This window comes from Sorangium sp. So ce281 (assembly GCF_051527395.1).
GTDB classification, from domain to species: domain Bacteria; phylum Myxococcota_A; class Polyangia; order Polyangiales; family Polyangiaceae; genus Sorangium; species Sorangium cellulosum_B.
The window spans coordinates 6,588,405-6,613,663 of the sequence record NZ_CP150322.1; the positions used below are offsets into that span (position 1 = coordinate 6,588,405).

The 25,259-nt window shown below is 70.6% G+C and carries 17 protein-coding genes; 7 read left to right on the plus strand and 10 right to left on the minus strand.

All coding sequences use genetic code 11. The features are described 5' to 3' along the window. Positions 1 to 62 precede the first annotated feature (62 nt). Positions 63 to 2,216, plus strand: coding sequence for an anthranilate synthase component I (locus WMF27_RS25040; protein ID WP_437766368.1), 2,154 nt, complete (start codon positions 63 to 65; stop codon positions 2,214 to 2,216). Between the two features lie 245 nt (positions 2,217 to 2,461). Here the strand turns inward: WMF27_RS25040 and WMF27_RS25045 are convergent, their stop codons facing one another. Further along, positions 2,462 to 3,325 carry a GNAT family N-acetyltransferase gene (locus tag WMF27_RS25045; RefSeq protein ID WP_437766367.1) on the minus strand — a complete coding sequence of 288 codons (864 nt, stop codon included), beginning with the start codon at positions 3,323 to 3,325 and terminating at the stop codon, positions 2,462 to 2,464. 202 nt (positions 3,326 to 3,527) lie between these two features. On the opposite strand from WMF27_RS25045, the gene argG reads away from it, so the two are divergent. Then, on the plus strand, positions 3,528 to 4,880 hold the full coding sequence (argG, locus tag WMF27_RS25050; RefSeq protein ID WP_437766366.1) for an argininosuccinate synthase: 1,353 nt from the start codon (positions 3,528 to 3,530) through the stop codon (positions 4,878 to 4,880). A gap of 149 nt (positions 4,881 to 5,029) precedes the next feature. Continuing rightward, positions 5,030 to 5,389, plus strand: a complete 360-nt coding sequence (locus WMF27_RS25055) for a phage holin family protein (RefSeq protein WP_437766365.1) — start codon at positions 5,030 to 5,032, stop codon at positions 5,387 to 5,389. Positions 5,390 to 5,414: 25 nt separating this feature from the next. Here WMF27_RS25055 and WMF27_RS25060 read toward each other — a convergent pair whose 3' ends face one another. Both WMF27_RS25060 and WMF27_RS25065 read right to left on the minus strand, forming a co-directional pair. Next, positions 5,415 to 6,398 (minus strand): aldo/keto reductase, encoded by a 984-nt coding sequence (locus WMF27_RS25060; protein ID WP_437766364.1) that lies wholly within the window; start codon positions 6,396 to 6,398, stop codon positions 5,415 to 5,417. A 49-nt stretch (positions 6,399 to 6,447) separates the two neighbouring features. Continuing rightward, a complete protein-coding gene (locus tag WMF27_RS25065; protein WP_437766363.1) occupies positions 6,448 to 8,163 on the minus strand; it encodes a MutS-related protein in 1,716 nt (571 codons plus the stop codon). Positions 8,164 to 8,371: 208 nt separating this feature from the next. Between WMF27_RS25065 and WMF27_RS25070 the strand changes: the two genes are divergently transcribed. Beyond that, positions 8,372 to 9,241, plus strand: a complete 870-nt coding sequence (locus WMF27_RS25070; RefSeq protein WP_437766362.1) for a BON domain-containing protein — start codon at positions 8,372 to 8,374, stop codon at positions 9,239 to 9,241. Positions 9,242 to 9,317: 76 nt separating this feature from the next. Here WMF27_RS25070 and WMF27_RS25075 read toward each other — a convergent pair whose 3' ends face one another. The 5 genes from WMF27_RS25075 to WMF27_RS25095 all read right to left on the minus strand — a co-directional run bounded on the left by WMF27_RS25075 (position 9,318) and on the right by WMF27_RS25095 (position 15,491). Next, a complete protein-coding gene (locus WMF27_RS25075; protein WP_437766361.1) occupies positions 9,318 to 10,943 on the minus strand; it encodes a protein kinase domain-containing protein in 1,626 nt (541 codons plus the stop codon). A gap of 640 nt (positions 10,944 to 11,583) precedes the next feature. Continuing rightward, positions 11,584 to 12,645, minus strand: coding sequence for a 3-oxoacyl-ACP synthase III family protein (locus WMF27_RS25080; protein ID WP_012237684.1), 1,062 nt, complete (start codon positions 12,643 to 12,645; stop codon positions 11,584 to 11,586). Positions 12,646 to 12,871: 226 nt separating this feature from the next. Next, positions 12,872 to 13,504 carry an endonuclease III domain-containing protein gene (locus WMF27_RS25085; protein ID WP_437766360.1) on the minus strand — a complete coding sequence of 211 codons (633 nt, stop codon included), beginning with the start codon at positions 13,502 to 13,504 and terminating at the stop codon, positions 12,872 to 12,874. Then, positions 13,501 to 14,256, minus strand: a complete 756-nt coding sequence (locus WMF27_RS25090; RefSeq protein WP_437766359.1) for a c-type cytochrome — start codon at positions 14,254 to 14,256, stop codon at positions 13,501 to 13,503. Before WMF27_RS25090 ends, WMF27_RS25085 begins: the two co-directional genes overlap by 4 nt. Then, positions 14,253 to 15,491, minus strand: a complete 1,239-nt coding sequence (locus WMF27_RS25095) for a YncE family protein (protein ID WP_437766358.1) — start codon at positions 15,489 to 15,491, stop codon at positions 14,253 to 14,255. Before WMF27_RS25095 ends, WMF27_RS25090 begins: the two co-directional genes overlap by 4 nt. Positions 15,492 to 15,757: 266 nt before the next feature. On the opposite strand from WMF27_RS25095, the gene WMF27_RS25100 reads away from it, so the two are divergent. Further along, positions 15,758 to 17,377: a metallophosphoesterase gene (locus tag WMF27_RS25100; protein ID WP_437766357.1), complete on the plus strand. Its 1,620-nt coding sequence runs from the start codon at positions 15,758 to 15,760 to the stop codon at positions 17,375 to 17,377. Between the two features lie 28 nt (positions 17,378 to 17,405). On the opposite strand, the gene WMF27_RS25105 is transcribed toward WMF27_RS25100, so the two are convergent. Both WMF27_RS25105 and WMF27_RS25110 read right to left on the minus strand, forming a co-directional pair. After that, positions 17,406 to 18,146 (minus strand): 4'-phosphopantetheinyl transferase family protein, encoded by a 741-nt coding sequence (locus WMF27_RS25105; RefSeq protein ID WP_437766356.1) that lies wholly within the window; start codon positions 18,144 to 18,146, stop codon positions 17,406 to 17,408. Next, the gene (locus WMF27_RS25110) at positions 18,147 to 18,986 is read right to left on the minus strand and encodes a metallophosphoesterase family protein (protein WP_437766355.1); all 840 of its coding nucleotides are present in this window, start codon (positions 18,984 to 18,986) and stop codon (positions 18,147 to 18,149) included. A 229-nt stretch (positions 18,987 to 19,215) separates the two neighbouring features. On the opposite strand from WMF27_RS25110, the gene gltB reads away from it, so the two are divergent. Both gltB and WMF27_RS25120 read left to right on the plus strand, forming a co-directional pair. After that, entirely contained in the window at positions 19,216 to 23,823 is a 4,608-nt protein-coding gene (gene gltB / locus WMF27_RS25115) for a glutamate synthase large subunit (protein WP_437766354.1), read from the plus strand. Then, complete coding sequence (locus WMF27_RS25120) at positions 23,816 to 25,255, plus strand: glutamate synthase subunit beta (protein ID WP_437766353.1); 1,440 nt, start codon at positions 23,816 to 23,818, stop codon at positions 25,253 to 25,255. Before gltB ends, WMF27_RS25120 begins: the two co-directional genes overlap by 8 nt. Positions 25,256 to 25,259 lie beyond the last annotated feature (4 nt).

Below are 25,259 nucleotides of genomic sequence, written 5' to 3' on the forward strand. Positions count from 1 at the left end.
AGATGCCGGTACGGCGTTCATGCCGCACCGCGTATACTCATCGTACACAAGGAGACGCGGTCGTGAAACGAGAGAGCAACATTACACGGAGGGGCGTCGCGGTGCGGCGGACGGTCGAGGACCTCGCCGTCGACGGCGCCATCCAGCCCATCGTCGAGGCGCTCGACAGCCACCTCGGCGTGGTCCTGGCGTCCAGCTACGAGGTCCCGGGCCGGTACACGCGCTGGGACATCGGCTTCGTCGATCCGCCGCTCGTGCTCGTCTCCCGGGGCCGCGACTTCCGGTTCACGGCGCTGAACGAGCGCGGGCGCGTGCTGCTGCCGGCCATCGACGAGGCCCTCCGTGATCTCGACGCGGTCGCGGCCCTCGAGCGGCGCGCCGACGAGGTCGCCGGCGCGGTCCGGCCGCCGGGCGAGCGGGTGCCGGAGGAGCTGCGCAGCCGGCAGCCGTCCATCTTCTCGGTGCTGCGCCGGCTCATCGAGCTCTTCGGGGTGCCCGGCGACCCGCTCTTCGGGCTCTACGGCGCGTTCGCGTACGATCTCGCCTTCCAGTTCGAGCCCATCCGCCTCCGCCTGGAGCGCCCGGCGGATCAGCGGGATCTCGTCCTCTACCTCCCCGACGAGATCATCGCCGTCGACCACCGCCGCGAGCGCGCGACGCGCACGCGCTACGAGCTGAAGTTCGGCGATCGCTCGACCGAAGGGCTGCCGCGCGAGGGCGCGACGCACGCCTACGTCGGCGCCGACCGCGCGCCCCAGAACGAGTACGCGCCCGGCGAGTACGCCGAGCTCGTCCGGCTGGCGCGCGAGTCCTTCAAGCGGGGCGATCTCTTCGAGGTCGTGCCGGGGCAGACGCTCTACGAGCCGTGCCCGGTCGCGCCCACCGAGCTGTTTTACCGCCTGCGCGAGCGCAACCCGGCGCCCTACGGCTTCCTGATGAACCTCGGCAACGCCGAGTACCTGATCGGCGCCTCGCCCGAGATGTACGTCCGCGTCGAGGGCAATCGCGTCGAGACCTGCCCCATCTCGGGCACGATCCCGCGCGGCAGCGACCCGATCGCCGACGCCGCGCAGATCGCGCGCCTGCTCGCGTCCGCGAAGGACGAGTCGGAGCTCACGATGTGCACCGACGTCGATCGCAACGACAAGTCCCGCATCTGCGTGCCGGGGAGCGTCCGGGTGATCGGGCGCCGGCAGATCGAGATGTACTCGCGGCTGATCCACACGGTCGATCACATCGAGGGCCGCCTGCGCGACGGCTTCGACGCGCTCGACGCGTTCCTGGCGCACACGTGGGCGGTCACGGTCACGGGGGCGCCGAAAGCCTGGGCCATGCAGTTCATCGAGGATCACGAGCGCTCGCCGCGCGCGTGGTACGGGGCGGCGGTCGGCATCGTCGGCTTCGACGGCAGCATGAACACGGGGCTCACGCTGCGCACGATCCGGGTCAAGGACGGCGTGGCCCAGGTCCGGGTCGGCGCGACGCTGCTCTTCGACTCCGATCCCGACGAGGAGGAGCGCGAGACCCAGGTGAAGGCGTCGGCGCTCCTCGACGCGATCCGGAGGCCTCGCGGCATCGCCACGCCGCCTCCGGCGGCCATCCACCCGGTGCCTGGCGGCACGCGCAAGGTCCTCCTCGTGGATCACCAGGACTCCTTCGTGCACACGCTGGCCAACTACCTCCGGCAGACGGGCGCCGAGGTGATGACGCTCCGCGCCGGCTTCCCTCACGAGGAGCTCGACGCCTACGCTCCCGACCTCGTGGTGCTCTCGCCCGGCCCTGGCACGCCGAGCGATTTCGATCTCTCGGGCACGCTCGCGGCGCTGCTCCAGCGCCGGCTGCCCGTCTTCGGCGTCTGCCTCGGCCTGCAGGGGATGGTCGAGCACTTCGGCGGCAAGCTCGGCGTCCTCGACTACCCGATGCACGGCAAGGCCTCGCAGGTGCGCGTGCTCGGCGGGCGCCTCTTCGAGGGGCTGCCGCGCGAGTTCCGCGCGGGGCGCTACCACTCGCTCTACGCGTTGCGCGACGCGCTCCCTGCGTCGCTGAAGGTCACGGCCGAGACCGAGGATGGGGTCGTGATGGCGATCGAGCACACGGAGCTGCCGCTCGCGGCCGTTCAGTTCCATCCGGAGTCGATCCTGTCGCAGGACGACAACGTGGGGCTCCGGCTCGTGAGGAACGCGGTGACCGAGCTGCAGCGAGGCGGCGGGCGGTGACGGCCGAGCGGTAAAGCAGGGCGCTGGCGGCGAAATGAAAAAGCGCCGCCGGGGCCTTGGGGGGGAAAGGCCACACCAGCGACGCTGAACCGGAATATCAGCATGAGGCGTGCCACGGCGTACTTCCGTCAGGGTTGGGCATTTCGCATGGATGTCCTGGGCGTTCATTTCGGTTCTGCACGAACAGTGCTGCACACCTGAAATGTGCGCCGCCCTCGACGAGGCCCGGGGCGCCCGGGAGCGGCTCAGGCAGGCGCCTCTGGGCGCTCCCGCCGCGTGAAGATCCCCTTGCTGTACGCCATGAAGAAGCCGAGCCGCATCGCGTTGCGCTCCGTGGGGATGCCGGGGCTCGCGCTGATGCACGCCAGCAGGCGACCCTGCTCGCGCACCCGCTCCAGGCGGCGGGCGATGAGCGCCTGCTGGATGCCGCGCTCGCGGAACCGGGGGAGCACCGAGGCGCCGAAGAGCGCGGCGCCCTCGCCGGAGATCTCCACGCTGCCGCCGCCGGCGGGCTCGCCGTTCACGAGCGCCAGGTACGAGTCGCATCCGGGGTGCGCGACCACGCGGCGCGTGATCTCGAAGAGCACCGGCGAGATCGGCGCGTCCGCGGGCCGGAAGCCGCTCGTCGCGATCTCGATGAACACCCGGACCTGCGCCTCGTCGCCCGGATCGATGCGCGCGATCTCCAGCTCCCCGGGGCCGCCATACGACGCCAGCGCGCGGAGGTCCTCGTCCGGCGCGAGCTCGCGCGCCAGCACGTTCTCGAACTCGCGCAGCACGAACCCTCGATCGGCGAGGCCGCGCACCAGCGATCCGTGCGCGAAGGGGCAGACCTGTATCTGCGGCTCCACGCCGCGCGCCGCGTAGAACGCCACGAGGTGATCGAGCTCCTCGCCGGAGACAGGCCCATCGAGCCCGAGCCCGACGGCGAAGTTTCCCCAGGAGCCCTCTCCATCAAAGGCCATCCACCCGCCCGCGATGGGCTCCGCGCAGGCGACCACGGCGGCGACGCCGACCGCCAGCCGGCGCTCCTCGATCCGGGCGATCTCGGCGTACGACAGCTTCGGCATGGACTTGCACCTCATGTGCGAGCAGAGCTCGCGTGACACGGTGTCCTCCATCCTAGTCCGATGAGGCCCGGTCTGCGCCGTTTCGTGCGAGCCAGCGCGCGGCCGCGCCGTCCCGGCGGAGCGGGGCGGGCGGAGCCTCTGACGTCGCGCTCGCGCGCGCGCACACGCACCGTCACGCGCCTCCGCCGCCCCGCGATCTCTGCTCGCGCGCTCGCGGGTGTTGCGATTATGCTGCGCCGCCATGAGCAGGATCTTCCGTTCACTCCCCCCGGCGGGCACCCACCTCGGCATCGCGTTCTCGGGCGGCCTCGACACGCGCTGCGCGGTGGCGTGGCTCTCGCGCAACGGGCTCAAGGTGCACGCGTACACCGCCGATCTGGCGCAGCCGGACGAGGACTCCCCCGGCGACATCCCGCCGATCGCCCTGCAGCACGGCGCGGTCTCCGCCAAGCTGGTGGACTGTCGCGAGGCGCTCGTCCGCGAGGGCATCCTCGCCATCCAGTGCGGCGCCTTCCACCTCTCGACGGGCGGCAAGAAGTACTTCAACACCACGCCGCTCGGCCGCGCGGTGACCACGACCGCGATCGTCCGCGCGATGCGCGACGACGACGTCCACGTCTTCGGCGACGGCAGCACGCACAAGGGCAACGACATCCAGCGGTTCTACCGCTATGGCATCTTCGTCGACCCCTCGCTCAAGATCTACAAGCCCTGGCTCGATCCGAGGTTCGTGGAAGAGCTCGGCGGGCGCAAGGAGATGAGCGAGTACCTCGAGCGCCACGGGCTGCCCTACCGCATGGGGACGGAGAAGGCGTACAGCACCGACGCCAACGTGCTCGGCGCGACGCACGAGGCGAAGGACCTCGAGCACCTGAACACCGGGATCAAGATCGTCCAGCCCATCATGGGCGTCGCCTCCTTCCGGCCGGAGGTCGCCATCGAGGCCGAGACGGTGACGCTCGGGTTCGAGCGCGGCGTCCCGGCGACGATCGACGGCAAGCGCTTCGGCTCCCTGTTCGAGCTGTTCGTCGAGTGCAACCGGATCGGCGGGCGCCACGGGCTCGGCATGAGCGACCAGATCGAGAACCGGGTGATCGACGCGAAGAGCCGCGGCATCTACGAGGCGCCGGGCATGGCCCTGCTCCACGCCGTCTACGAGCGGCTCCTGTCCGCCATTCACAACGAGAACACCCTCGACGTGTACTTCACCCAGGGCAGGCGCCTCGGGCGTCTGCTCTACGAGGGCAAGTGGTACGACCCCGAGGCCATGATGCTGAAGGACGCGCTCTCGCGCTGGATCGCCCCCGGCGTGACCGGCGAGGTGACGCTCGAGCTGCGCCGCGGCGACGATTACAACATCCTGAGCACGCGCGCCGACTACATGGCCTATGCGCCGCACAAGCTCTCGATGGAGAAGGTCGAGGAGGCCTATTTCACCCCCGAGGACCGCATCGGCGCGCTCGAGCTCCAGAACCTCTCGGTGACGGACAACCGCCAGTTCCTGATCCACCTCATCGAGAGCACGCAGGCCCTCGGCCCGGGCGGCGCCCCGGCCATCGGCGAGCTGCTCGGCGGCGACAAGCCGAAGGAGTGAGCCGGGGCGGCGCCGCTGAGGCTGAGCGGAGGCCGCGCGCCGGCTCCGCTCGCGACGCGCCGGACGAGGTTGCGCCCGGCACCCGCCTGGGTCACGAGGAAGGTGCGAACGCCGGCCCGCCCGAGCGGTGCCGGCCCAGGGAGGTGGTCATGAAGGCGCTCATCATCCAGGCACTCGCCGCGGGCCTCGCGGTCCTCGTCGGAACGAAGATCCTGCCCGGCGTGCGGATCCGAAAGACCCAGACGGCGCTCGTCGTCGCCGCCGTGTTCACCGTCCTCAACCTGCTGCTCGGCTGGCTCGTGAAGTTCCTGGTCGCGGTGGCGCTCCTGCCGGCCGCCATCCTCACGCTGGGCCTGGCGTATCTCTTCTTCGGCCTCGTCGTGAACTCGGTGCTGCTCTACGCCACCGACAAGCTCATCGACGATTTCGAGATCCGGGGGCTAGGGCCGCTCTTCGGCACGGCGGCCCTCATCTCGTTCGCGGGATGGCTGTTGCCGCGCATCTTGTGAGCCCTCGCAGCCCTCGCCCGGGCCCCTACCAGAGCTGGTGAACCCGAGGCCGGAGCCGCCGGTCGTAGATCTCGCGGAGCTTCGCCATCGTCTCCTGCGGCACGGGCGGCAGGTCCGCCGCGCTCGCGTTCTCGTCCACCTGCTCGGGCCGCTTCGCGCCGGGGATCACGCACGTCACCGCGTCCTGCATCAGGATCCAGCGCATCGTCCACGCGCCCATGCTCACGCCGGCGGGCACGAGCGGGCGGAGCTCCTCGACGACCTCGAGGCCCAGGTCGTAGTCGACGCCCGAGAACGTCTCGCCCTTGTCGAACGCGGCGCCCTCGCGGTTGAAATTGCGGTGATCGTCGGCCGCGAACCGGGTCGCCGCGCTCATCTTTCCGGTGAGCAGCCCCGAGGAGAGCGGCAGTCGCGCCAGGACCCCGACCTGCCGGCGCTTCGCCTCGGGGAAGAAGAGCTCGGCCGGGCGCTGCCGGAGGACGTTGTAGATGATCTGCACCGACTGCACGCCGGGGTACTCGATGGCCTTGAGCGCCTCTTCCACCCGCTCGACGCTGACGCCGTAAAACCGGATCTTGCCCGCCTTCACGAGCCTATCGAGGGCGTCGAACACCTCGGGCCGATAATAGACGTCCGTCGGCGGGCAGTGCAGCTGGACGAGGTCGAGCGCGTCCGTCTCGAGGTTCTTCAGGCTGCGCTCGATGAAGGCCGTGAGGTTCCCCTCGTCGTAGCTGGCCGCCGTGTGCGGGCTCAGCCGCCGGCCCGCCTTCGTCGCGACGACGATCTCCTCGCGCCGCTCGCGCCTGAGCCGCGCGAGCAGCCGCTCGCTCCGGCCGTCCCCGTACACGTCCGCGGTGTCGAAGAAATTCACGCCTCGATCGGCGGCCCGGTGCAACGCCGCGAGCGACTCCTTGTCGTCGACGTCGCCCCAGGTGCCCCCGATCGCCCAGGCCCCGAAGCTCACCGAGGAGACGCGGAAACCCGTCCTGCCAAGAGATCGATACTCCATGGCGGCGCATACAACCAGATTTCCCCCGCCACGGCGAGCGTGGCCGCGCTCAGGCGGGCTCGGCCCCGCGGCGGCGGTGCGCGCGCTTGCTGCGCTCGACGAGCGCGACGAGCTCCTCGCGCGTGACCCCGAGCCGCGCCGCCGTCCGGTGCGCGAGCGACGTCCGGGCGACCCCATCGACGAACTGGTATGTCGGCCACTGCTGCGCGTCGAGCTCGACCTGCAGGAACACGAGCCGATCGACCGGCCGCTCCCGCTCGAGCCGCGCCGCGAGCTCGAGGAAGTGCGTCGTGATGAAGGCCTGAGGGCGGAGCTCCGAGAGGAGCGAGATCACGAGCTGGAAGATCTCCTCGCCCTCCGACGGGTTCGTGCCCGAGCAGAGCTCGTCGAGCACCACCATGTCGCCGACCTGCATCGCCTCGAACAGCGACCTGATGCGGAGCAGCTCCATCCCGAGGCGGCCCTCGCTCTGATCGGCCTGCGCCTGCTCGATCAGCGACACGAAGAGCCCGTGGCACGGCGAGAGGCGCGCCTCCGCGGCCGGCACGAAGAAGCCCGCCTGCCCCATCATCTGGGCCAGCGAGAGCGCCTCGAGCAGCCGGGTCTTCCCCCCCGAGTTCGGCCCGGTCACGATGACGGTCGTGTCGTGGTGATCGGTCGCGATGTCGCACGGGACCGCGCTCACCGAGCTCGCCAAGAGCAGCGGGTTGAACAGCCCCTTGAGCTCGCGCCCAGGGCTCCCGCCGCGCGCGCCGTGCGCGCCGTCGGAGGAGCCCGGCGAGACGAGCTCGGGCAGACAGACGGAGAGCCCGGCCGCGCGGGCGCGGTCGCGCAGCGCGAGGCCGGCGAGGTAGAACTCGAGATCTCCGAGCAGCTGGACGAGCGCGACGAGATCGTCCTCGATGCCGTCGAACACGCTGTTGACGTGGCGGGCGAGCAGCTCGTCGTCGCTGAACCGGTACCCCCTCCACAGCATCACGAGCTTCGTGACCAGGCGCCCGAGCGGCGACTGGTAGAAGCGGTTCTCGCTGTTCTCGCGGATCGACAGGGCGCGCAGATCGCGGACATGGCCGTCGGAGCCGACGCGGATCCGGACATCCAGCGTCGCGATCTCCTCGTCGTACGCGAGCAGATCCGCGAGGCGGCGGTACGCCTCGCTCTCGCGCACGGCCGCGCCGAACGCCGAGAGCCGCGACAGGCCCGAGCGCGCGCCCGCGAACCCACCGGCGAGCGCGTCGAACGCGCCCTTGGCGGCGGCGAGGATGTCGAGCCGGCGCCGGCTGCCTTCGCCGCGAGAGATGGGGATCGTCTCGATCTGGGCCACCCAGCGGCGCAGCGCCGCGTAGGCGCGCTCGAGATCGCGGCGCTGCGCCTCCGACCCGGTGAGCTCCCGGAAGATCGCGCGCCGGAGCTCGACGGTGTCGCGATCGCTCGGCGGCTGGGAGAGGGCGCGGCCCAGCAGCGCCGGGCTCGGGATGTAGGCGCGGCCTTCGCTCGTGAAATGGAGGCAGCCCACGATGAGCTCGCGCAGGAAGACGTGCTGCGCGAAGCGGGCTGGATCCCACGTCGACGCGGGCAGCGACGCCGACTCGACGTGCCGATCGAACGCCCCCGCTGGCGCGCCGCCCGCGAACGCGAACGCCAGCGACTCCTTGACCGCCCGCGCGTCGACCCGGAGCGCCGGCCGGTGCGAGAGGAGATCGGGCGCGGAGCGCTGTCCGGGCGGGGCGTCTGGCAGGACGGGTTCCGGCGGCGCCGCGCTCACGACCTCGAGCCTACTACGATGCGCCGGGCCGGAGCGCTCGTCCGGTGTCCGGTGCCGCCGCCGCGCGGTGGCCAGGGAGGGTCTCGGCATGCCCCCGTCGACACGCGCGGCGCGCCGTTGTTCCCGGGCGGCCGGGAACGACCGAGTTCCTGGCACGACGTCTGCCTCGGTGTGCACCTGGAGATGCACCATGAGCTATCGCTGCACGATGAGCAGAATACGCTGGTTCTCCGGCCCAACCATCCTCGCGCTCGCGCTCGCCGGCACGTCCTGCAGGAGCGAGAGCGAGAGAGCTGAAGGAGCGGTCCGCGAGCCCGGGGACCAGACGATCAGGAGAGGCGAACCGCCTCCGGGCCCGAACCAGACGCCCACCAAAGACCTGCGCGAGCAGGCCGGGCGCGTGGGAGAAAAGGCGGAGCAGCTCGCCCAGGAGGGCAAGGAGCTCGGCCAGGAGGCGCGAGAGCAGGCCGGGCGCGCGGGTGACAAGGCAGAGCAGCTCGCCCGGGAGGGTCAGCAGCTCGGCCAGGAGACGCGCGAGAAGGCAGAGCAGCTCGCCGAGCGCGGGCGCCAGGCGGGCCGCGATGCCAACGATCAGATGAACAGGGCCGGCGAGCAGACCGGCGCGCTCAAGGACAACCAGGGCGCGCGCCCGCAGTCGGCGCCGCCTGCCGCGCCCAAGGACAAAGCCACGCCGCAGCCCGCACAACAAGGCCAGGCCGAGGGAGCCAAGAAGCAGGACGGAAATGCCGCCGCGATGGAGCGCGAAGAGTGGACGAAGGCAGCGAAGGACAACGACTACAAGGTCACCTTCGGCCGCGACGGCTCGGTCATCGCCACGAAGGAGGCGAAGCGGACCGGCGCGCGCCCGTCCGACGAGATGCTCCGCAACGCGGTCGGCGGCAAGCTCGCGGACAGCGATCACGACGCGGTGAAGAAGCTGCACGTCACGGTGCGCGACGGCGTGGTCACGCTGCAAGGCAACGTCGCCAGCGTGAAGGAGGCAACCGAGGCGGTGAAGGAGGCGCTGGACGCCGACGGCGTCACCAAGGTGATCGCCAACCTCCATCACGGCTCATGACGCCATGAGGTCGCCGGCCTAGCCGTCGTCACGGAGGTGCATCCGGTCGCTGAGGACGGGCGGATGCACCCCCGGATCACTGGCGTGCGAAGTCCTTGGGGCGGAGCTTGACCGAGCGCTCCACGGCCTCCGCGGGTGAGAGCGCCAGCATGAGCGTCTCATCGAAGCAGTCGGACCTCGACACGACCACGACCTGCGTGCCCACGGGCAGCTCGGTCTTGAGCGGCGTCTTGCCGAGCGTCTGTCCCTTCCAGCTCACGGTCGCGTCGGGCGGATCGCTCGAGATCGTCACGCTCGCCCTCGGGCCCTCCTCGGGCTTCTTCTCGACGGTCTCCCCGGCCTCGGCGCCGTGCGAAGCGACCGCGGCCGCAGGAGCATCGAGGGCGGCCGCGCGCTGGTTCGCGACGTGAAGCGCGCCGCCGACCAGCGCGACCAGCGCGGTCAGGGCGGACGCGCCGATCAGGTAGCCGCGCTTCGAGGTCGACACGGGCCCCGACGTTGTCGCTCGCAGGCTCACCGAGTCGCTCACGGGGGTCCTGGGCCGCTCGGCGCCCGACGCCCGCTCGAGGCCCGACACGCGCTCGACGCCCGACCGGCTGGACTCCCCGACATAGGGGAGCCTGCTGCCCGAGCCGGAGCACGAGGGAGCCATCGCGACGCCGATGCCGCTCATCGTCACCTGGCTGGAGGCGTCGCTCAGCAGCGACGCGCTGGCCACCCGCTCGATCTGCGCCTTGATCTGCTGGCGTATGGAGGCCCGGCTCTCGGCGAAGATCCCCCGCATGCAGGCGCCGAGGAACTCGCTGCGGACGTCCTCGCCCGACCATTGAAGGTAGTTCTCGAGCACATCGCACATCTCCTGCGCCGTCGCGAAGCGCTTCGATGGCTCGCGATCAAGGGCCTTCGCGGCGATCTGATCGAGCGCGATGGGGATCCCCGGAACGACGGTGGAGAGCCGCGGTATCTTCCCCAGCAGGAGCTGGTGCATCACGGTGATCTGATCGCCCTCGAACAGCCGCCGCCCGGCGAGCAGCTCCCAGAGCACGACGCCGACCGCGAAGATGTCCGCCCGGCGGTCCACCGTCTTGCCCGCCGTGACCTGCTCGGGCGCCATATACGTCAGCTTGCCCTTGAAGGTCCCGCTCTCGGTGCTGGAGGCGTTGACGACGGCCTTGGCCACGCCGAAATCCACGAGCTTCACCGCGCCGTCGTACGTGATGAAGACGTTGTGAGGCGAGACGTCGCGATGCACGATGCCGAGAGGCCGACCGTCGAAATCGCAGAGCTCATGCGCGTAATGGAGCCCGCGCAGCACCTCGGCCACGATCCGGATCCACGTGCCGCGGACGAGCCCGCCCGTGCCGGACTCCCGCTCGACAGCCGCCTTCATGACGCGCTTCAGCGGCTGGCCCTCCAGGTACTCCATCACAATGAAGTAGCCGTCCCGATCGCTGCCGACCTCGTAGGTCTGGACGACATTCGGGTGGTTCATGCGAGCCGAGAGCTTGGCCTCGTCCATGAACATGAGGACCTGGCGATCCTCCTCGTCCCCGGAGCTGCGGAGACGCTTGACGACGACCAGCTTGTTCACCGAGGCGGGCCCGTGAGCCATCGCGAGGAAGACGTCTGCCATCCCGCCGCGGCCGAGCTTCGCGATGGGACGATACCGGCCGAGCCCAAGCTGGGTCGGTGTGTCTCTCAAGATCGACGCTCCGTGTTCTCCGATCACACTCACCTCAGTGTGCAAAATCCGATAATTGCGCGTCCGAGTCAATGCGAAGAGTTTGCGTCCTCGCCATCAAAGAAAACATGCTCCAATGAAGTGAATGGCCCACAACCGTATGAGCAGGAGCGGCAAGAGACGACATCCGAACACATACGCTCACGCATTCACGCGCATTCACGCGCATTACGCGCATTGACGCGCATTGACGCGCATTCACACGCATCCACGCGCACTCGCGAATACCGCACCCCTGCGGGTAGGTCCCGCGCTGCGCTCTACCTGCTGCGCTTCGCCTGCTGCGCGTCAGGTGCTTCGTGCGCAATCCGCCGCTGGCCCGGGAGGGGCCGTGCAGCCGAGCCCTGAGGTGACTCCCTTCCCGGTAGCGCCCGCGCCAAGTCGCCAGGTCGATCGCACTGCAAACACGGGGTCTGCTGCGGGCGTTGATGGAAACGTAACAAGGGATACGCCACGCGCAATCCGTCGCGACACGATCGCACGAAATTTCCGCAGCGTTCCGCGCCGGACGCAATACGCCAGGCGCGACCGCGGCTCGATGACGACGACGATGACGAGGAGGACGGTGGCGCCTGCGAGCGAGGCGCCGCCGCTCAGCCGCTCAGAGCTTCCAGAGCGCGCATCCCCAGTGGACGCCGGTCCCGAGCGCGAGCACCATGGCGAGTTGCCCTTTCTTCACCCTTCCGGCGCGCATCTCCTCGTCGATGAGGATGGGCACGGTGGCGCCGCTCGTGTTGCCGAATCGATCGATGTTGCTCGGGAGCTTCTCGACGGGCACGCCGAGGTCCTTGCGAATGTGCTCGTTGATCCGGCCGTTCGCCTGGTGCGCCAGGAACACGTCGATCTGCTCGATCGCGAGGCCCTGAGAGGCGCAGAGCTCCCGCGCGGTCGCCGGGAGCTTGGTCACCGCGAACTTGAAGAGCTCGCGGCCATCCATGCGGGGGATATGCAGGTCCTCGTCGAACGACGTCGGCTTCCAGTACGGGCGCGAGCGGAAGCCGCCGCCCGGCACGAAGAGGAGCTCGGCGAAGCGTCCATCGGAGCAGATCTTGTTGCCGCGCAGACCCGCGTCCCGATCGGTCGCGCGGAGGACGAGCGCGCCCGACCCGTCCCCGAACAGGACGGCGAGGTTCCGGTGGCGGTCGGCGTGCGCCCGCGCCTCCGGCGTCGCGGATCGGCCATTCTTCGGGTCGAGCGCTCCCCAGTCCTCCCAGGGCATGAAGCCGGCGTGCGCCTCTGCGCCCACGAACAGGATGGTCTTGGCCGCCCCGGTCTGGATCAGCCCGTCGATCGTCTGGAGGCCGAACAGCATCGCGGCACACTGCTGCCGGATGTCGAGCGCGGGGACGCCTGGAATGCCCAGCTTCGCGCCGAGCAGCGCCCCGGAGCCGGGAAAAATATAGTCCGGCGTCATCGTGGCAAAGAGGATGTAATCTATCTCCGACGGCGCGATGCGCGCCGACGCGATCGCGCGCTTCGCCGCTTCGCACGCGAGATCGCTCACCCCCACGCCGTCCGGCGCGTAATGGCGCTGGCGGATACCGGAGCGCTGGTAGATCCACTCGTCGGAGGTCGTGATCACCCGCGCGAGGTCGTCGTTGGTGACAGGTTCTCCGGGCACGTAGTGGCCCGTCCCGATGATCTCAAATCCAATCTTTGTCACAGAGGTGCCTTACCCGAACCGCAGGCGCGCCGCGACCGGGAACCGCACACCCGCACACGACCTCGCGCGGCCGCCTCGCGCCGCAGCGCGGCGGCGGGTGGTCACGCGCGTGAAATCGCCGGGACGTTGCACCCTGCTTGACGGAAACGCGCCGCCTCGATACGCTGCCGGCCTCGCTGGCGGCATTGTACCCGCCCCCATCTTCGGCGGCCGCCGGGCGCCGCGGTCATCGTCGGTGCGCGCGCGCGGCCCAGCTGCAGATGGGGCAGCCGGTCATGTCGTGGCGCAGCGCCGGGCAGTGCTCGCGGCCGAAGTAGATGAGCTGCAGGTGGAGCTTGTTCCACTGCTCGGGTGGGAACGTGCGCTTCAGGTCGCGCTCCGTCTCGACGACGTCCTTTCCGGACGACAGCCCCCAGCGGAACGCGAGCCGGTGAATGTGGGTATCGACCGGGAAGGCGGGGTGGCCGAAGGCCTGTGCCATGACCACCGAGGCCGTCTTGTGACCGACCCCCGGCAGGGCCTCGAGGGCCTCGAACGAGGCGGGGACGACGCCGCCGTGCTCGGTCGCGATCCGCTCGCTCAGCGCCTTCAGGTGCCGCGCCTTGGTGGGCGCGAACCCGATCCTCCGGATGAGCTGGGCGATCTCCTCGGTGGGCACCGCCGCCATGGCCGCCGGCGTCCGGGCGCGCGCGAGGAGCGCCGGCATCACCGCGTTGACCATCTTGTCCGTCGTCTGGGCGCTGAGCATCACCGCGACGAGCAGCGAATACGGATCGTCGTGGGCCAGCGGAATGGGCGGGGCCGGGTACAATCGGTCGAGGATCTCGGCGATCCTCGCGGCTTTCTCGGCGCGCTTCACGGAGGCCAGGGCAGCCCGTAGAACGAGAGCAGATCGCCGAGCTCCTCATCGGAGAGGACCTCGCGGGAGAACGGCGGCATCTGCCCGCCGTAGCCGACGAACCCGCCGTGCCGGACCTTCTCGATGAAGACCAGCCGCCGGTCGGCCTCCGTGTACTCGCCGAGCGGGTGCTCCTCCAGCGTCTGGTCGGGCAGCGCCGGCGCCCGCGCCACGAGCCGGCCTTCCCCCGAATGGGCGCGCCCGTGACACGAGGCGCAGGCGCGCTCGTGGATGCGCCCGCCCGCGGCCGCGTCGCCAGCCGGGATCTGGCTCAGCTCGTAGACCGGCGTGAAGGGGACGGCCTCGGCCGCTCCGCCATCGCTGGGCAGCGACTCCAGGTAGGCATAGATGGCCTGCGCAGCGTCGTCGTCGGCCGTCCAGGGCAGGTCCTTCGTCATGAAGTAGTAGAGGCAATGGTTGATCGCGCCGAGGAGCTCGACCTCTTGCCCGCCCCAGTAACGCGGGCGCTCGACGGCGCCGGCCAGCGGGGCGCCCGGGAGCATGGCGTCGCCCGCGTCGCCGGCGACAGCTTCATGGCACGTCGCGCAGGAATAGCGATTGAAGCGCGTCTCCGCGATCGACGGGTCCCGGAAGAGCGCCGCGCCGTGGTCGACGGCCGTCGCGTCGACGACCTTCGTCTCGGGATCGCCCGGACAGCCGCAGAGCAGCGCCGCGCACGCGAGCGCGGCCGCAAGGCTCGGGGGCGCCCTCACGGCGCCTCCGGCGCGACGCGCGCGAGCCCGTCGGGATAGAGGCCCACCTCCGTGTCGCTCAGCGTCTCCAGCGTCTCTGGAGCGAGCCGGAGCACCCTGCCGGGCGTCGTGCTCCGATCGCCCTCGCAGACGACGAAGAGCCCGTGCTCCTCGTCGAGCTGCGCGAGGTGCGGCCGCATGCATTCGTCGGCGATGTTCCGGGTGACGACGCCATCGTCGTCCGGGGTCACGCCGATCCGCACGATGGTGTCGGGCACCTGGGTCGGCACATAGATGGCGCTCCCGTCGGGGGTCCACGAGGGGAAGTAGGGCGCGCCGATCGTGAGGATCTTCCGGGAATCGTCGAACGTCTCCGACGCGACATCGAAGAAGCGCACGTCCCTGCTCTCCGTGCTGCTCACGGCGATGGTCTTCCCATCGGGCGACATGACGGCCGCGTAGGGTCCGTAGTTGTTGGCGTGGGGCGACGGGCTGGAGGTAGACCCCACAGGCACGCGCTTCACCTCGGCGGAAGGGTCCGTCAGGTCGACGATCGCGAGCACGTCCTCGCCGTAACAAGCGACGTAGGCGCGGGCGCCGTCCGGGCGCGAGAGGGCGATGCCGTGGGCGGCCATGCAGACCGGGATGAACACCGGATCGGGCGATCCCGAGAGCAGGACCTCCTCGGGATCGATCACCGCGAGGGACGAGCGCGCCGCCTCGGCGTCGCCCGGGTTGCTGAGCACGCGTTTCAGATCGAAATGAGAGACGACCACGCGCTTGCCGTCCTCCGAGATCACGATATCGCCCGGGTTGGCCTCGACGCGCACCTGCCCGAGGATGCGCAGATCGTCGAGCGCGAGCTTCTGGACGTAGCCCGCCACCACGCTCCCGCCGTGCACCGCGTGGGGGCCGATCGCGCCGGCGACGTCAGGGTACGACAGCGCGACGTAGACGGCGCCGCCCGCGGCGTCCACGGCCACATGGTGAGGCCCGTCGATCGTCACGGGATCGCGGCCGACGGGGTGGACGCCGAACCGCTCCCCGGTCGCGAGCGAGACAAGAGAGATCGTATCGGAGAGGCTATCGCTCACCACGCCCATCCCGCCCTCCGGAATCGTGATCTCAGGGAGTCGGTCCGGATACGCGTCGCCCTCGTAGGCGCTGTAGCGGTATTCGATGATGGGCTCGGGCTCGCTGCAGCTCACCAGCGTCGCCGCCGCGAGCGCGCAACCCAGGAATCGCGAAATGACCATAGATGACCTCGAGACGAGCGCCTCCGGCTCGGACGCGCCGCATCCTAGCAGCCGCCGGCGCGCCGGCCGCGGCTCCGCCCTACCATGGCTCGGCTCGCTCGTGCGCCTCGACATGATGCTCCGCGGCGCCGCGCTGCGCGACGTGGGGCGCACTACGCGCGTTCTGCGCTCTCTCTTCCTCGGTCGGCGCCGACCCCAACGGCAGCGCTACCGCCCGAGCGAACATTTCTTGATCGGGCGCTGTGGTGTTGTCATGTATGGAAGCGATGAGCCAGACACGAGCGGTGGGCATCGCAACATTCGAGCCCGGTCGGCGGTGGATCGCGCGAGCGCGCCCGGGTCGCCCCGCGGCGCGCTTCGTCCTTGCGTCCCTTGCGCTCGCGGCGTGTGCCGGGGAGGAGTCCGTCGCTCCGGCGCTGCTGTCTGCGCCGGTACCGCTGCCAGCGCTCCGCGACGCGCCGCCGCTGACGACCGCTCGCACCTGGGCGCCGCGCGCCGCGGTGGCCGATCCACCGGACAGGAACCCCGCTGTCCCGGCGGAGATCGAGCAGATGCTCGCGGAGGGCTACGGCGAGCTCGAGAGCGGGCCGGGGCAGCCGCTCGCCCCGGCGACGCTCGACGACACCCCTCCACCGCCGCGCGGCGCGCGGCCGACGCTCCTGACGAGGTTCGTCCACCTCGCCGACACCCAGCTCACAGACGACGAGTCGCCCACTCGGCTGGCGCTCTTCGACTCGCCCGGCGTGTTCGCGTCGGCGTTCCGCCCGCAGGAAGGGCACGAGTGCCGGATCCTCAACGCCGCCGTCCGCACGATCAACGCGCTCCATCGGAGCACGCCGATCGACTTCGTCCTGCTCGGCGGCGACAACGCCGACAGCGCGCAGACGAACGAGATCGCGTGGTTCTCGGCCATCCTCGACGGCGCCGAGCGCGTCGAGTGCGACTCGGGCGCTGACGACGACCCCGTGCCAGGCCCCGACAACGATCCCAAGGATCCGTTCTTCGCCGAGGGGCTGCTCGTGCCCTGGCGATGGGTGACCGGCAACCACGATGTCCTGCACCAGGGGAACTTCCCGGTGCACACGCGCGCCGAGCTCGCGACGGGGAGCTGGTCGGACGGCGGGACGCGCGACTGGTCTCTCCCCGGCGCTCCGGTGATCACGGGCGAGGTCGTCCCCGACCCGAAGAGAGCGCTGCTGAGCGGCCCCGAGCTGCTCGATCGGGTCGCGGCGACCGGCGACGGGCACGGGATCGGGCCCGACGAGCGCGCGTACGGCAAAGCGTTCTACGAGTTCGACATGAAGGACACGCCCCTTCGCGTCATCGTGCTCGATTCGGCCGCCGAGACGGGCGGGCCGAACGGCGTGATCCTCCAGGACGACGTCGATCGGTTCATCCGTCCCGCGCTCGACCGCGCGAAGCGCGAGCGCAGGTGGGTCATCCTCACGTCCCACCACGCGTCGCGCTCGCTCGGGGACGGCTCCTTCGCCGCGACGGGCACCCCCGCCGTGCCCGGCGCGATCGACGTCGAGGCGTGGCAGTCGCTCGTCGGCGGCTACGACAACGTCCTGCTCCACCTCGCCGGACACACCCACGTGCACCGGGTGACCCGGGTCTCGCCAGCCGGCGGGCACGCGTACTGGGAGCTCGAGACCTCCGCGCTCGCCGACTACCCCCATCAGGTCCGCGTCATCGAGATCTGGGACGAGGACAACGGCTTCGTCGCCATCCGGGGCGCCGCCCTCGACTACGCCGTCGACGACGACCCGATCGCCGCCGAAGGGCGCCGCCGAGCCGTCGTGGACGTCACCTCCGGCTTCGGCGACGACGGCCGCGGAGAGCCCTCGTGGCGCAACGTCGAGCTCTCGATCGCGCGGCCCGACTGACGACCGCGCGGGCGGCCCCAGCCGTCGCTCATCCGCCGTCGCGCAGCGGCACCGTCTCCCGCAGCTCGATCGACAGCGGGGGTCCGCCCCCGCTGCGGATCGCGGCGGCCATCGTGTGCCGCGCCGAGGGCTGGTAGAGCGCGAACTGCCAGGCCGAGCGGTCGTCGCCGAGCCGCGGATCGAACGAGATGCCGATCGCCGGTCCGTCGTCCAGGTGGAACGAGAACTGGTCGAGCGGGATCGCGAGCCCCATCCCGCGCGCCTTGATGTACGACTCCTTGAGCGTCCAGTACTCGAAGAAGCGCGCGCGCTGCCTCTCCGGCGGCAGCGCGCGCAGGGCCCTCACCTCGCCCGGCGAGAAGAAGCGATCGGCGATGTCCACGGCGCCGCTCGCGCGCTCGGTGTCCTCGACGTCGACGCCCACGTCGCGATCCAGCGCGACCAGGCAGGCGATCAGCCCCCGCGTGTTCGACAGGTTGAACCGGATCGGCGGCACCCCCGGAGGTCCGGCGATCTGCGGGCGGCCAAACTCGTTCCGGACGAACGACCACGCCTCGGGCGCGACGTCCGCGTACTTCGAGAGGACCGTGCGCACGAGGGCGCGGGTGAGCAGGTACTCGTGCCGGTTCTCGGCGAACAGGAAGCGCGCCTGCTGCGCCGCCTCGTCAGGCGCCATCAGCCGGTGGTACGCCTCGAGCAACGCCTCGTCGCGCGCCGAGTCGCAGAAGACGTACCAGAGGTGCGCGGCGCCGGGGCCGATCGTGAGCATCTACATCCCCGGCGGCGCCGCGCCAGCAGGGCCCGGCAGGATCTCCCGAAGGCAGCTGTCGGCGCTGCGCTCGATGGGCCGCTGGCGCGGGTATCCGAACGACACCTCCTCGAAACGAACACCGTCGATCCAGTCGGTGCGGGGGATGTGGAGGTGCCCTGACACGACCACCCGCGCGCGGAACCGCGTGTGCCAGTCGTGCGTGCGCCGCGTCCCGCACCAGATCGAGAAGCGCGGGATGTGCCGCAGCCGCACGAGCTCTTCGCGCAGCGGGAAGTGGTTGATGAGCACCGTGGGGCGCCCCTCGAGCGCGCCGAGGCGGGCCTCCGTCGCGGCGAGGCGGGCCCGGCACCACTCCGGCCGGCTCGCGTAGGGGGCCGGGTCGAGCAGCTCCTCGTCGCTGCAGAGCACGCCGCTCTCCATGGCCCACGCCACCGCGTCGCGCTCGGGCACGCCGTCCGACCGGAAGCTGTAGTCGTAGAGCAGGAACATCGGCGCCAGCACGTGCGGTCCGCCCTCGCCGTCCCAGAGCACGTAGGGGTCTTCCGGCGTGAGCACGCCGCGGCTCCGACACAGCTCGACCAGCCGCTCGTACCGGGCCTGGCCGCGCGGACCGCCGCGCTCACTCGGCATCGTATAGAGCTCGTGGTTCCCCGGCGCCCACACGAGCCGCTTGAACCGCGGACCCAGGGTCTCGAGGACGTAGAGGAGGTGCTGCTCCGTCTCCCCGAGATCACCGGCGAGGATGAGCCAGTCGCTCGGCCGCGGCGTCATGCGCTCGATGGCCCACCGGTTCTCCGCATACCCGACGTGGAGATCGCTGAGGGCGAAGAGCTTCATCCGAATACCGCGCCGCCGGGGGCCGGCCCGGCGAGCCGGCCGCCCCCACCCACACCACGGCCGACGACGGGCGTCCACTGCCGAGCGCCGCCGCCGGGCGCGGCGGCCCACCGTCAAGGCGACACCCCTCCCCCATTTTGGGCCCGGTTCCGCGGCTCCTGGCGCGCCGCATTAAACTAGGGCTCCAATCCCTGTGCCACCTGTGCTACGCGCGTGTGAAGTCAGCACCATGCCTCTGCCCCAACGACAAGGTCTTTACGATCCGGCTTTCGAACACGACGCATGCGGTCTCGGATTCGTCGCCACGCTCCGCCGTGAAGCGACGCACGAGGTCGTTTGCCAAGCGCTCGAGATCCTCGAAAATCTAACCCATCGCGGCGCCGCTGGCTGCGACCCCTGCACCGGCGATGGCGCGGGCGTCCTCCTCCAGATCCCGCACGAGCTGTACGCCACGTCCCTGGCCGCCCTTGGCATCGCGCTGCCCGCTCCCGGCGACTACGCCGTCGCGACGGCGTTCTTCTCCCAGCTCCCGTCGCGGCGCCGCCAGTGCGAGGCGATCCTCGAGGCCGCGGTCGTGCACCACGGACAGCGCGTCCTCGGCTGGCGTGACGTCCCCATCGACGACGCGGCGCTCGGCCCGATCGCGCGCGACTCGCGCCCCGCGATCCGCCAGCTGTTCATCGGCAGGGTCGCGCCTCGCCAGTCCTTCGAGCAGGTCCTCTATGCGATCCGCAAGCGCGCCGGCCGCGCCGCCAACGCCGACGACTTCTACATCACGTCGTGCTCGTCGCGGACGGTCGTCTACAAGGGCCTGATGCTCGCGGAGCAGGTCGCGGCGTTCTACCCCGATCTGTCCGACAAGCGCACCGTGTCGCGGCTCGCGATGGTGCACTCGCGCTTCTCCACGAACACCTTCCCCACGTGGGAGCGCGCGCACCCGTACCGGGTCATCGCGCACAACGGCGAGATCAACACCGTGCGCGGCAACACCGCGTGGATGTCGGCGCGCGAGGCGCTGCTGAAGAGCGATGTCTTCGCGAACGCGATCGAGGACTTCAAGCCGATCATCCGCCCGGGCGGCTCCGACTCGTCCGCGCTCGACAACGTGGTCGACTTCCTGCTCGCGAGCGGCCGCTCGCTGCCCCACGTGATGATGATGCTCGTGCCCGAGGCCTGGGCGCTCGACCCGGACATGTCGGCCGAGAAGAAGGCGTTCTACGAGTACCACGGCTGTCTGATCGAGCCGTGGGACGGCCCCGCGGCGCTGTGCTTCACGGACGGACGGCTGATCGGCGCGACGCTCGACCGGAACGGGCTGCGCCCCGCGAAGTACGTCGTGACGAGCGACGGGCTCGTCGTGCTCGCGAGCGAGTTCGGCGTCCTCGACATCGAGCCGGCGCGCGTGATCCAGAAGGGGCGCCTCCAGCCGGGCAAGATGTTCCTCGTCGACACGACCGAGGGTCGCGTCGTCAGCGACGACGAGATCAAGCGCCGCGTCGCGACGCAGAAGCCCTACGCGGCGTGGGTCGCCGAGAACAAGATCGATCTGCGCGCCCTCGAGGACGTGCCGAGCCTCTACACCATCCCGCACGCGGACCTCCGGGGCCTGCAGCAGGCCTTCGGCTACACCGAGGAGGACCTGCGGATGATCCTCGGGCCGATGGCGACCCTCGGCGAGGAGCCGGTGGGCTCGATGGGCATCGACATCCCGCTCGCCGTGCTCTCCGAGAAGCCCCAGCTGCTCTTCCGCTACTTCAAGCAGCTGTTCGCGCAGGTCACGAACCCGCCGATCGACCCGCTCCGCGAGGAGATCGTGATGTCGCTCGTGAGCTGCGTCGGCGGCGAGGGCAACCTCCTCGAGGAGACGCCCCGCCAGTGCCGGATGCTCGAGCTGCCGCACCCGATCCTCACGCAGGACGACCTGTCGAAGCTGCGGAAGAACGTCTTCCCCGACTTCCGCGCGGCCACGCTGCCCATGTACTTCCCGGTCGACGGCGACCCGGAGGACAACCTGCGCGCCGCGCTCGCGAAGCTCTGCAAGGACGCGAGCCGCGCGATCGCCGACGGCGCGAGCATCCTCATCCTCAGCGACCGCGGCATCGACGAGACGCTCGCCCCCATCCCGAGCCTGCTCGCGGTGGGCGCCGTGCACCACCACCTCATCAACGAGGGGGCGCGCACGCGCGCGGGCATCATCGTCGAGACCGGCGAGGCGCGCGAGGTCGGCCACATGGCGCTGCTCATCGGCTACGGCGCCGGCGCGGTGAACCCGTACCTCGCGTTCGAGTCGATCGCGGCGATGTGCCGCGACAAGACCCTCGGCGCCGACCTCTCGCCGACCGCGGCGGGCTCGCGCTACGTGAAGGGGCTCAAGAAGGGCATCCTGAAGATCATGTCGAAGATGGGGATCAGCGCGCTCTCCAGCTACCAGGGCGCGCAGATCTTCGAGGCGATCGGCATCGATCAGCTCGTCATCGACGCGTACTTCACCGGCACGGCGTCGCGCGTCCGCGGCGTCGGGCTGCGCGAGATCGCGGAGGAGGCGCTCGCGCGCCACCACGCGGCGTACGGCGAGCGGGCGCGCGCGCACCTCGACGTCGGCGGCCACCACCACTTCCGCGTGTCCGGCGAGCGGCACCTCTGGACGCCGCAGTCGATCGCCTCGCTCCAGCGGGCGGTCCGCCTCGACGACGCGAAGAGCTACGCCGAGTACGCCTCCATCATCAACGAGCAGCAGGAGCACCCGATGTCGCTCCGCGGGCTGTGGGACTTCAGGCCCGCGGGCCCGCCGGTGCCGCTCGAGGAGGTCGAGCCCGCCGCCTCGATCGTGAAGCGCTTCGCCACGGGCGCCATGTCCTTCGGGAGCATCTCGAAGGAGGCGCACGAGACGCTCGCGATCGCGATGAACCGGATCGGCGCGCGGTCGAACACCGGCGAGGGCGGCGAGGACCCGGTGCGCTTCCTCCGGCTGCCGAACGGCGACTCGAAGCGGAGCGCTGTGAAGCAGGTCGCCTCGGCGCGGTTCGGCGTCACGGCCGAGTACCTCGTGAACGCCGACGAGCTGCAGATCAAGATGGCGCAGGGGGCCAAGCCCGGCGAGGGCGGCCAGCTCCCGGGCCACAAGGTCGACGCGGTGATCGCGAAGGTGCGCCACTCGACGCCCGGCGTGACGCTGATCTCGCCGCCGCCGCACCACGACATCTACTCGATCGAGGATCTCGCGCAGCTCATCTTCGACCTGAAGAACATCAACTCGAAGGCGCGCATCAGCGTGAAGCTCGTCGCCGAGGCGGGCGTCGGCACCATCGCCGCGGGCGTCGTGAAGGCGCACGCCGACGTGGTGCTGATCAGCGGCGACTCGGGCGGCACCGGCGCCTCCCCGCTCACGTCGATCCACCACGCGGGCGTCGCGTGGGAGCTCGGCCTCGCCGAGGCGCACCAGGTGCTCGTGATGAACGGGCTCCGCGGCCGCGCCATCGTGCAGACCGACGGCAAGCTGATGACGGGCCGCGACGTCGCGTTCGCCGCGCTGCTCGGCGCCGAGGAGTTCGGCTTCTCCACGGCGCCGCTGGTCTCGACCGGCTGCATCATGATGCGCAAGTGCCACCTCAACACCTGCCCGGTCGGCATCGCCACGCAGGACCCCGAGCTCCGCAAGAAGTTCACAGGCGCGCCGGAGCACGTCATCAACTTCTTCTTCTACGTGGCCGAGGAGCTCCGGCAGATCATGGCGCGCCTGGGCTTCCGCACGCTGACCGAGATGGTCGGGCGCTCCGACTGCATCGTGCAGCGGAGCGCCGGGCTCCACCCGAAGGCGAGGAAGATCGACTGCTCCGAGGTGCTGTACCGCCCGAAGGAGGCGCTCACGAGCCCGACCCACTGCGTGGAGCTGCAGGACCACAAGCTCGACCGGGTGCTCGACCTCAAGCTGATCGAGAAGGCGCGCGCGACGATCGACGGCGGGGCTCCCGTCGTCATCGAGACCCGCGTCAAGAACTCGGATCGGACGCTCGGCGCGATGCTGAGCGGCGAGATCGCGCGCCGCCACGGCAGCGCCGGGCTCCCCGAGGACAGCATCGTGGTCAAGTGCGCCGGCAGCGCCGGCCAGAGCTTCGGCGCCTTCGCCTCGCGGGGCATGACGCTCGAGCTCGAGGGCGACGCGAACGACTACGTCGGCAAGGGCCTCTCGGGCGGCGTGGTCGCGGTGCGGCCGCCGCGCGAGGCGCCGTTCCGGCCGGACGATCAGGTCATCGTGGGCAACGTCGTGCTGTACGGCGCGACGGGCGGCCGCGCGTTCTTCAACGGCCGCGCGGGCGAGCGCTTCGCGGTCCGGAACAGCGGGGCCACCACCGTCGTCGAGGGCGTGGGCGACCACGGCTGCGAGTACATGACGGGCGGCACCGTGATCATCCTCGGCACCACCGGCCGCAACTTCGGGGCCGGCATGAGCGGCGGGCTCGCCTACGTCTTCGACGAGGACGCGCTCTTCGAGGCGCGCTGCAACAAGGAGATGGTGCAGCTCGAGACGATGACCGCCGCCGACGCCGAGTCGGTGCGGGCGCTGCTCGAGGAGCACGTGCGGCGCACGGGCAGCCGGAAGGCGATCGAGCTGCTCGAGTCCTGGCAGGCCGTCCTGTCGAAGTTCGTGAAGGTCGTCCCGAGCGAGTACCGCCGCGCCCTGGAGGCCGCGGCGTCGCCCGCGACGAACGGGGCGGACGGGTCCGACAGGCTCGTGTCTCTCCTTTCTCCTTCCACCCCCTATGTTTCCACTGGACGTTACATCCCCGCCAACGCGGGTCCCCTGAGCACGGGAGAGAGGTCGGCCGCCCATGGGTAAGGTACGAGGCTTCCTCGAGATCCAGCGGGTCGACATCAAGAAGCGGCCCGTCTCGGAGCGTTTGAACGACTGGCAGGAGTTCGAGCTCCCGGTCCCCGACGCCGAGCTGCGCGATCAGGCAGCGCGGTGCATGGACTGCGGCATCCCGTTCTGTCACGACGGGTGTCCGCTCGGGAACCTGATCCCCGACTGGAACGATCACATGTTCCGCGATCGCCTCCCCGAGGCGATCGCGTCGCTCGACGCGACGAACAACTTCCCCGAGTTCACCGGGCGCGTGTGCCCCGCGCCTTGCGAGGCGGGGTGCGTGCTGAACATCGAGGGCAAGCCGGTCACCATCAAGAACGTCGAGCGCGCGATCGCGGATCGCGCGTTCGACCGGAACCTGGTGGCGCCGGTCATCGCGAAGCAGCGCACGGGCAAGAAGGTCGCGGTGATCGGCTCGGGGCCCGCCGGGCTCGCTGCTGCCCAGCAGCTCGCGCGCAAGGGCCACGACGTGACGCTCTTCGAGCGCGACGATCGCATCGGCGGCCTGCTCCGGTACGGCATCCCCGACTTCAAGATGGAGAAGCACCTCATCGACCGGCGCATGGAGCAGATGCAGGCCGAGGGGGTGACGTTCCGCACGGGCGTCCACTGCGGCGTCGACATCACCGGCGACGCCCTGCGCGAGCAGTACGACGCCGTCGTGCTGTGCGGCGGGGCGCGCCGGCCGCGCGACCTGCCGGTGCCCGGCCGGGAGCTGAAGGGCGTCCATTTCGCGATGGATTTCCTGACCCAGCAGAACAAGCGGGTCGCCGGCGACGTGATCCCCGACAGCGAGGCGATCTTCGCCACGGACAAGCGGGTGGTCGTCATCGGCGGCGGCGACACCGGCTCCGACTGCCTCGGCACGAGCCACCGCCACCGCGCGGCGCACGTGACGCAGCTCGAGCTCCTCCCCCGCCCCCCCGAGCAGCGCTCGCTGACGAACCCGTGGCCCGCGTGGCCGCTCATCCTCCGCACCTCGTCCTCGCACGAGGAGGGCGGCGAGCGCGACTGGTCGGTGTCGACCACCGCGTTCCTCGGGGACGAGCACGGGCACGTCCGCGCGCTCCAGGCGACGCGGGTGAAGCTGGAAGGCGGGAAGTTCGTGCCGGTCCCGGGGAGCGAGTTCGAGATCCCGTGCGAGCTCGTCCTGCTCGCGATGGGCTTCGTCGGCTCCGAGCGCGAGGGGCTGCTCGAGCAGCTCGGCGTCGAGATGGACCAGCGCGGTAACGTGAAGGTCCACGGCGGGCGCACCAGCGTGGAGGGCGTCTTCGCCGCCGGCGACATGTCGCGCGGCCAGAGCCTCGTCGTCTGGGCCATCGCGGAGGGGCGCAAGGCCGCGGACGCGGTCGACGCGTACCTGATGCAGCCGGCGAAGCGCCGGCTGGCGCTCGCGGCGGGCTAGAGCT

What these genes read in the sequence shown, in the direction of transcription:
- argG (WP_437766366.1), top strand. Translation starts at nt 3,528, where the DNA reads ATGAGCAGGATCTTCCGTTCACTCCCCCCGGCGGGCACCCACCTCGGC.
- WMF27_RS25055 (WP_437766365.1), top strand. Translation starts at nt 5,030, where the DNA reads ATGAAGGCGCTCATCATCCAGGCACTCGCCGCGGGCCTCGCGGTCCTC.
- WMF27_RS25060 (WP_437766364.1), bottom strand. Translation starts at nt 6,398, where the DNA reads ATGGAGTATCGATCTCTTGGCAGGACGGGTTTCCGCGTCTCCTCGGTG.
- WMF27_RS25070 (WP_437766362.1), top strand. Translation starts at nt 8,372, where the DNA reads ATGAGCAGAATACGCTGGTTCTCCGGCCCAACCATCCTCGCGCTCGCG.
- WMF27_RS25095 (WP_437766358.1), bottom strand. Translation starts at nt 15,491, where the DNA reads ATGGTCATTTCGCGATTCCTGGGTTGCGCGCTCGCGGCGGCGACGCTG.
- WMF27_RS25100 (WP_437766357.1), top strand. Translation starts at nt 15,758, where the DNA reads ATGAGCCAGACACGAGCGGTGGGCATCGCAACATTCGAGCCCGGTCGG.
- WMF27_RS25105 (WP_437766356.1), bottom strand. Translation starts at nt 18,146, where the DNA reads ATGCTCACGATCGGCCCCGGCGCCGCGCACCTCTGGTACGTCTTCTGC.
- WMF27_RS25110 (WP_437766355.1), bottom strand. Translation starts at nt 18,986, where the DNA reads ATGAAGCTCTTCGCCCTCAGCGATCTCCACGTCGGGTATGCGGAGAAC.
- gltB (WP_437766354.1), top strand. Translation starts at nt 19,216, where the DNA reads ATGCCTCTGCCCCAACGACAAGGTCTTTACGATCCGGCTTTCGAACAC.
- WMF27_RS25120 (WP_437766353.1), top strand. Translation starts at nt 23,816, where the DNA reads ATGGGTAAGGTACGAGGCTTCCTCGAGATCCAGCGGGTCGACATCAAG.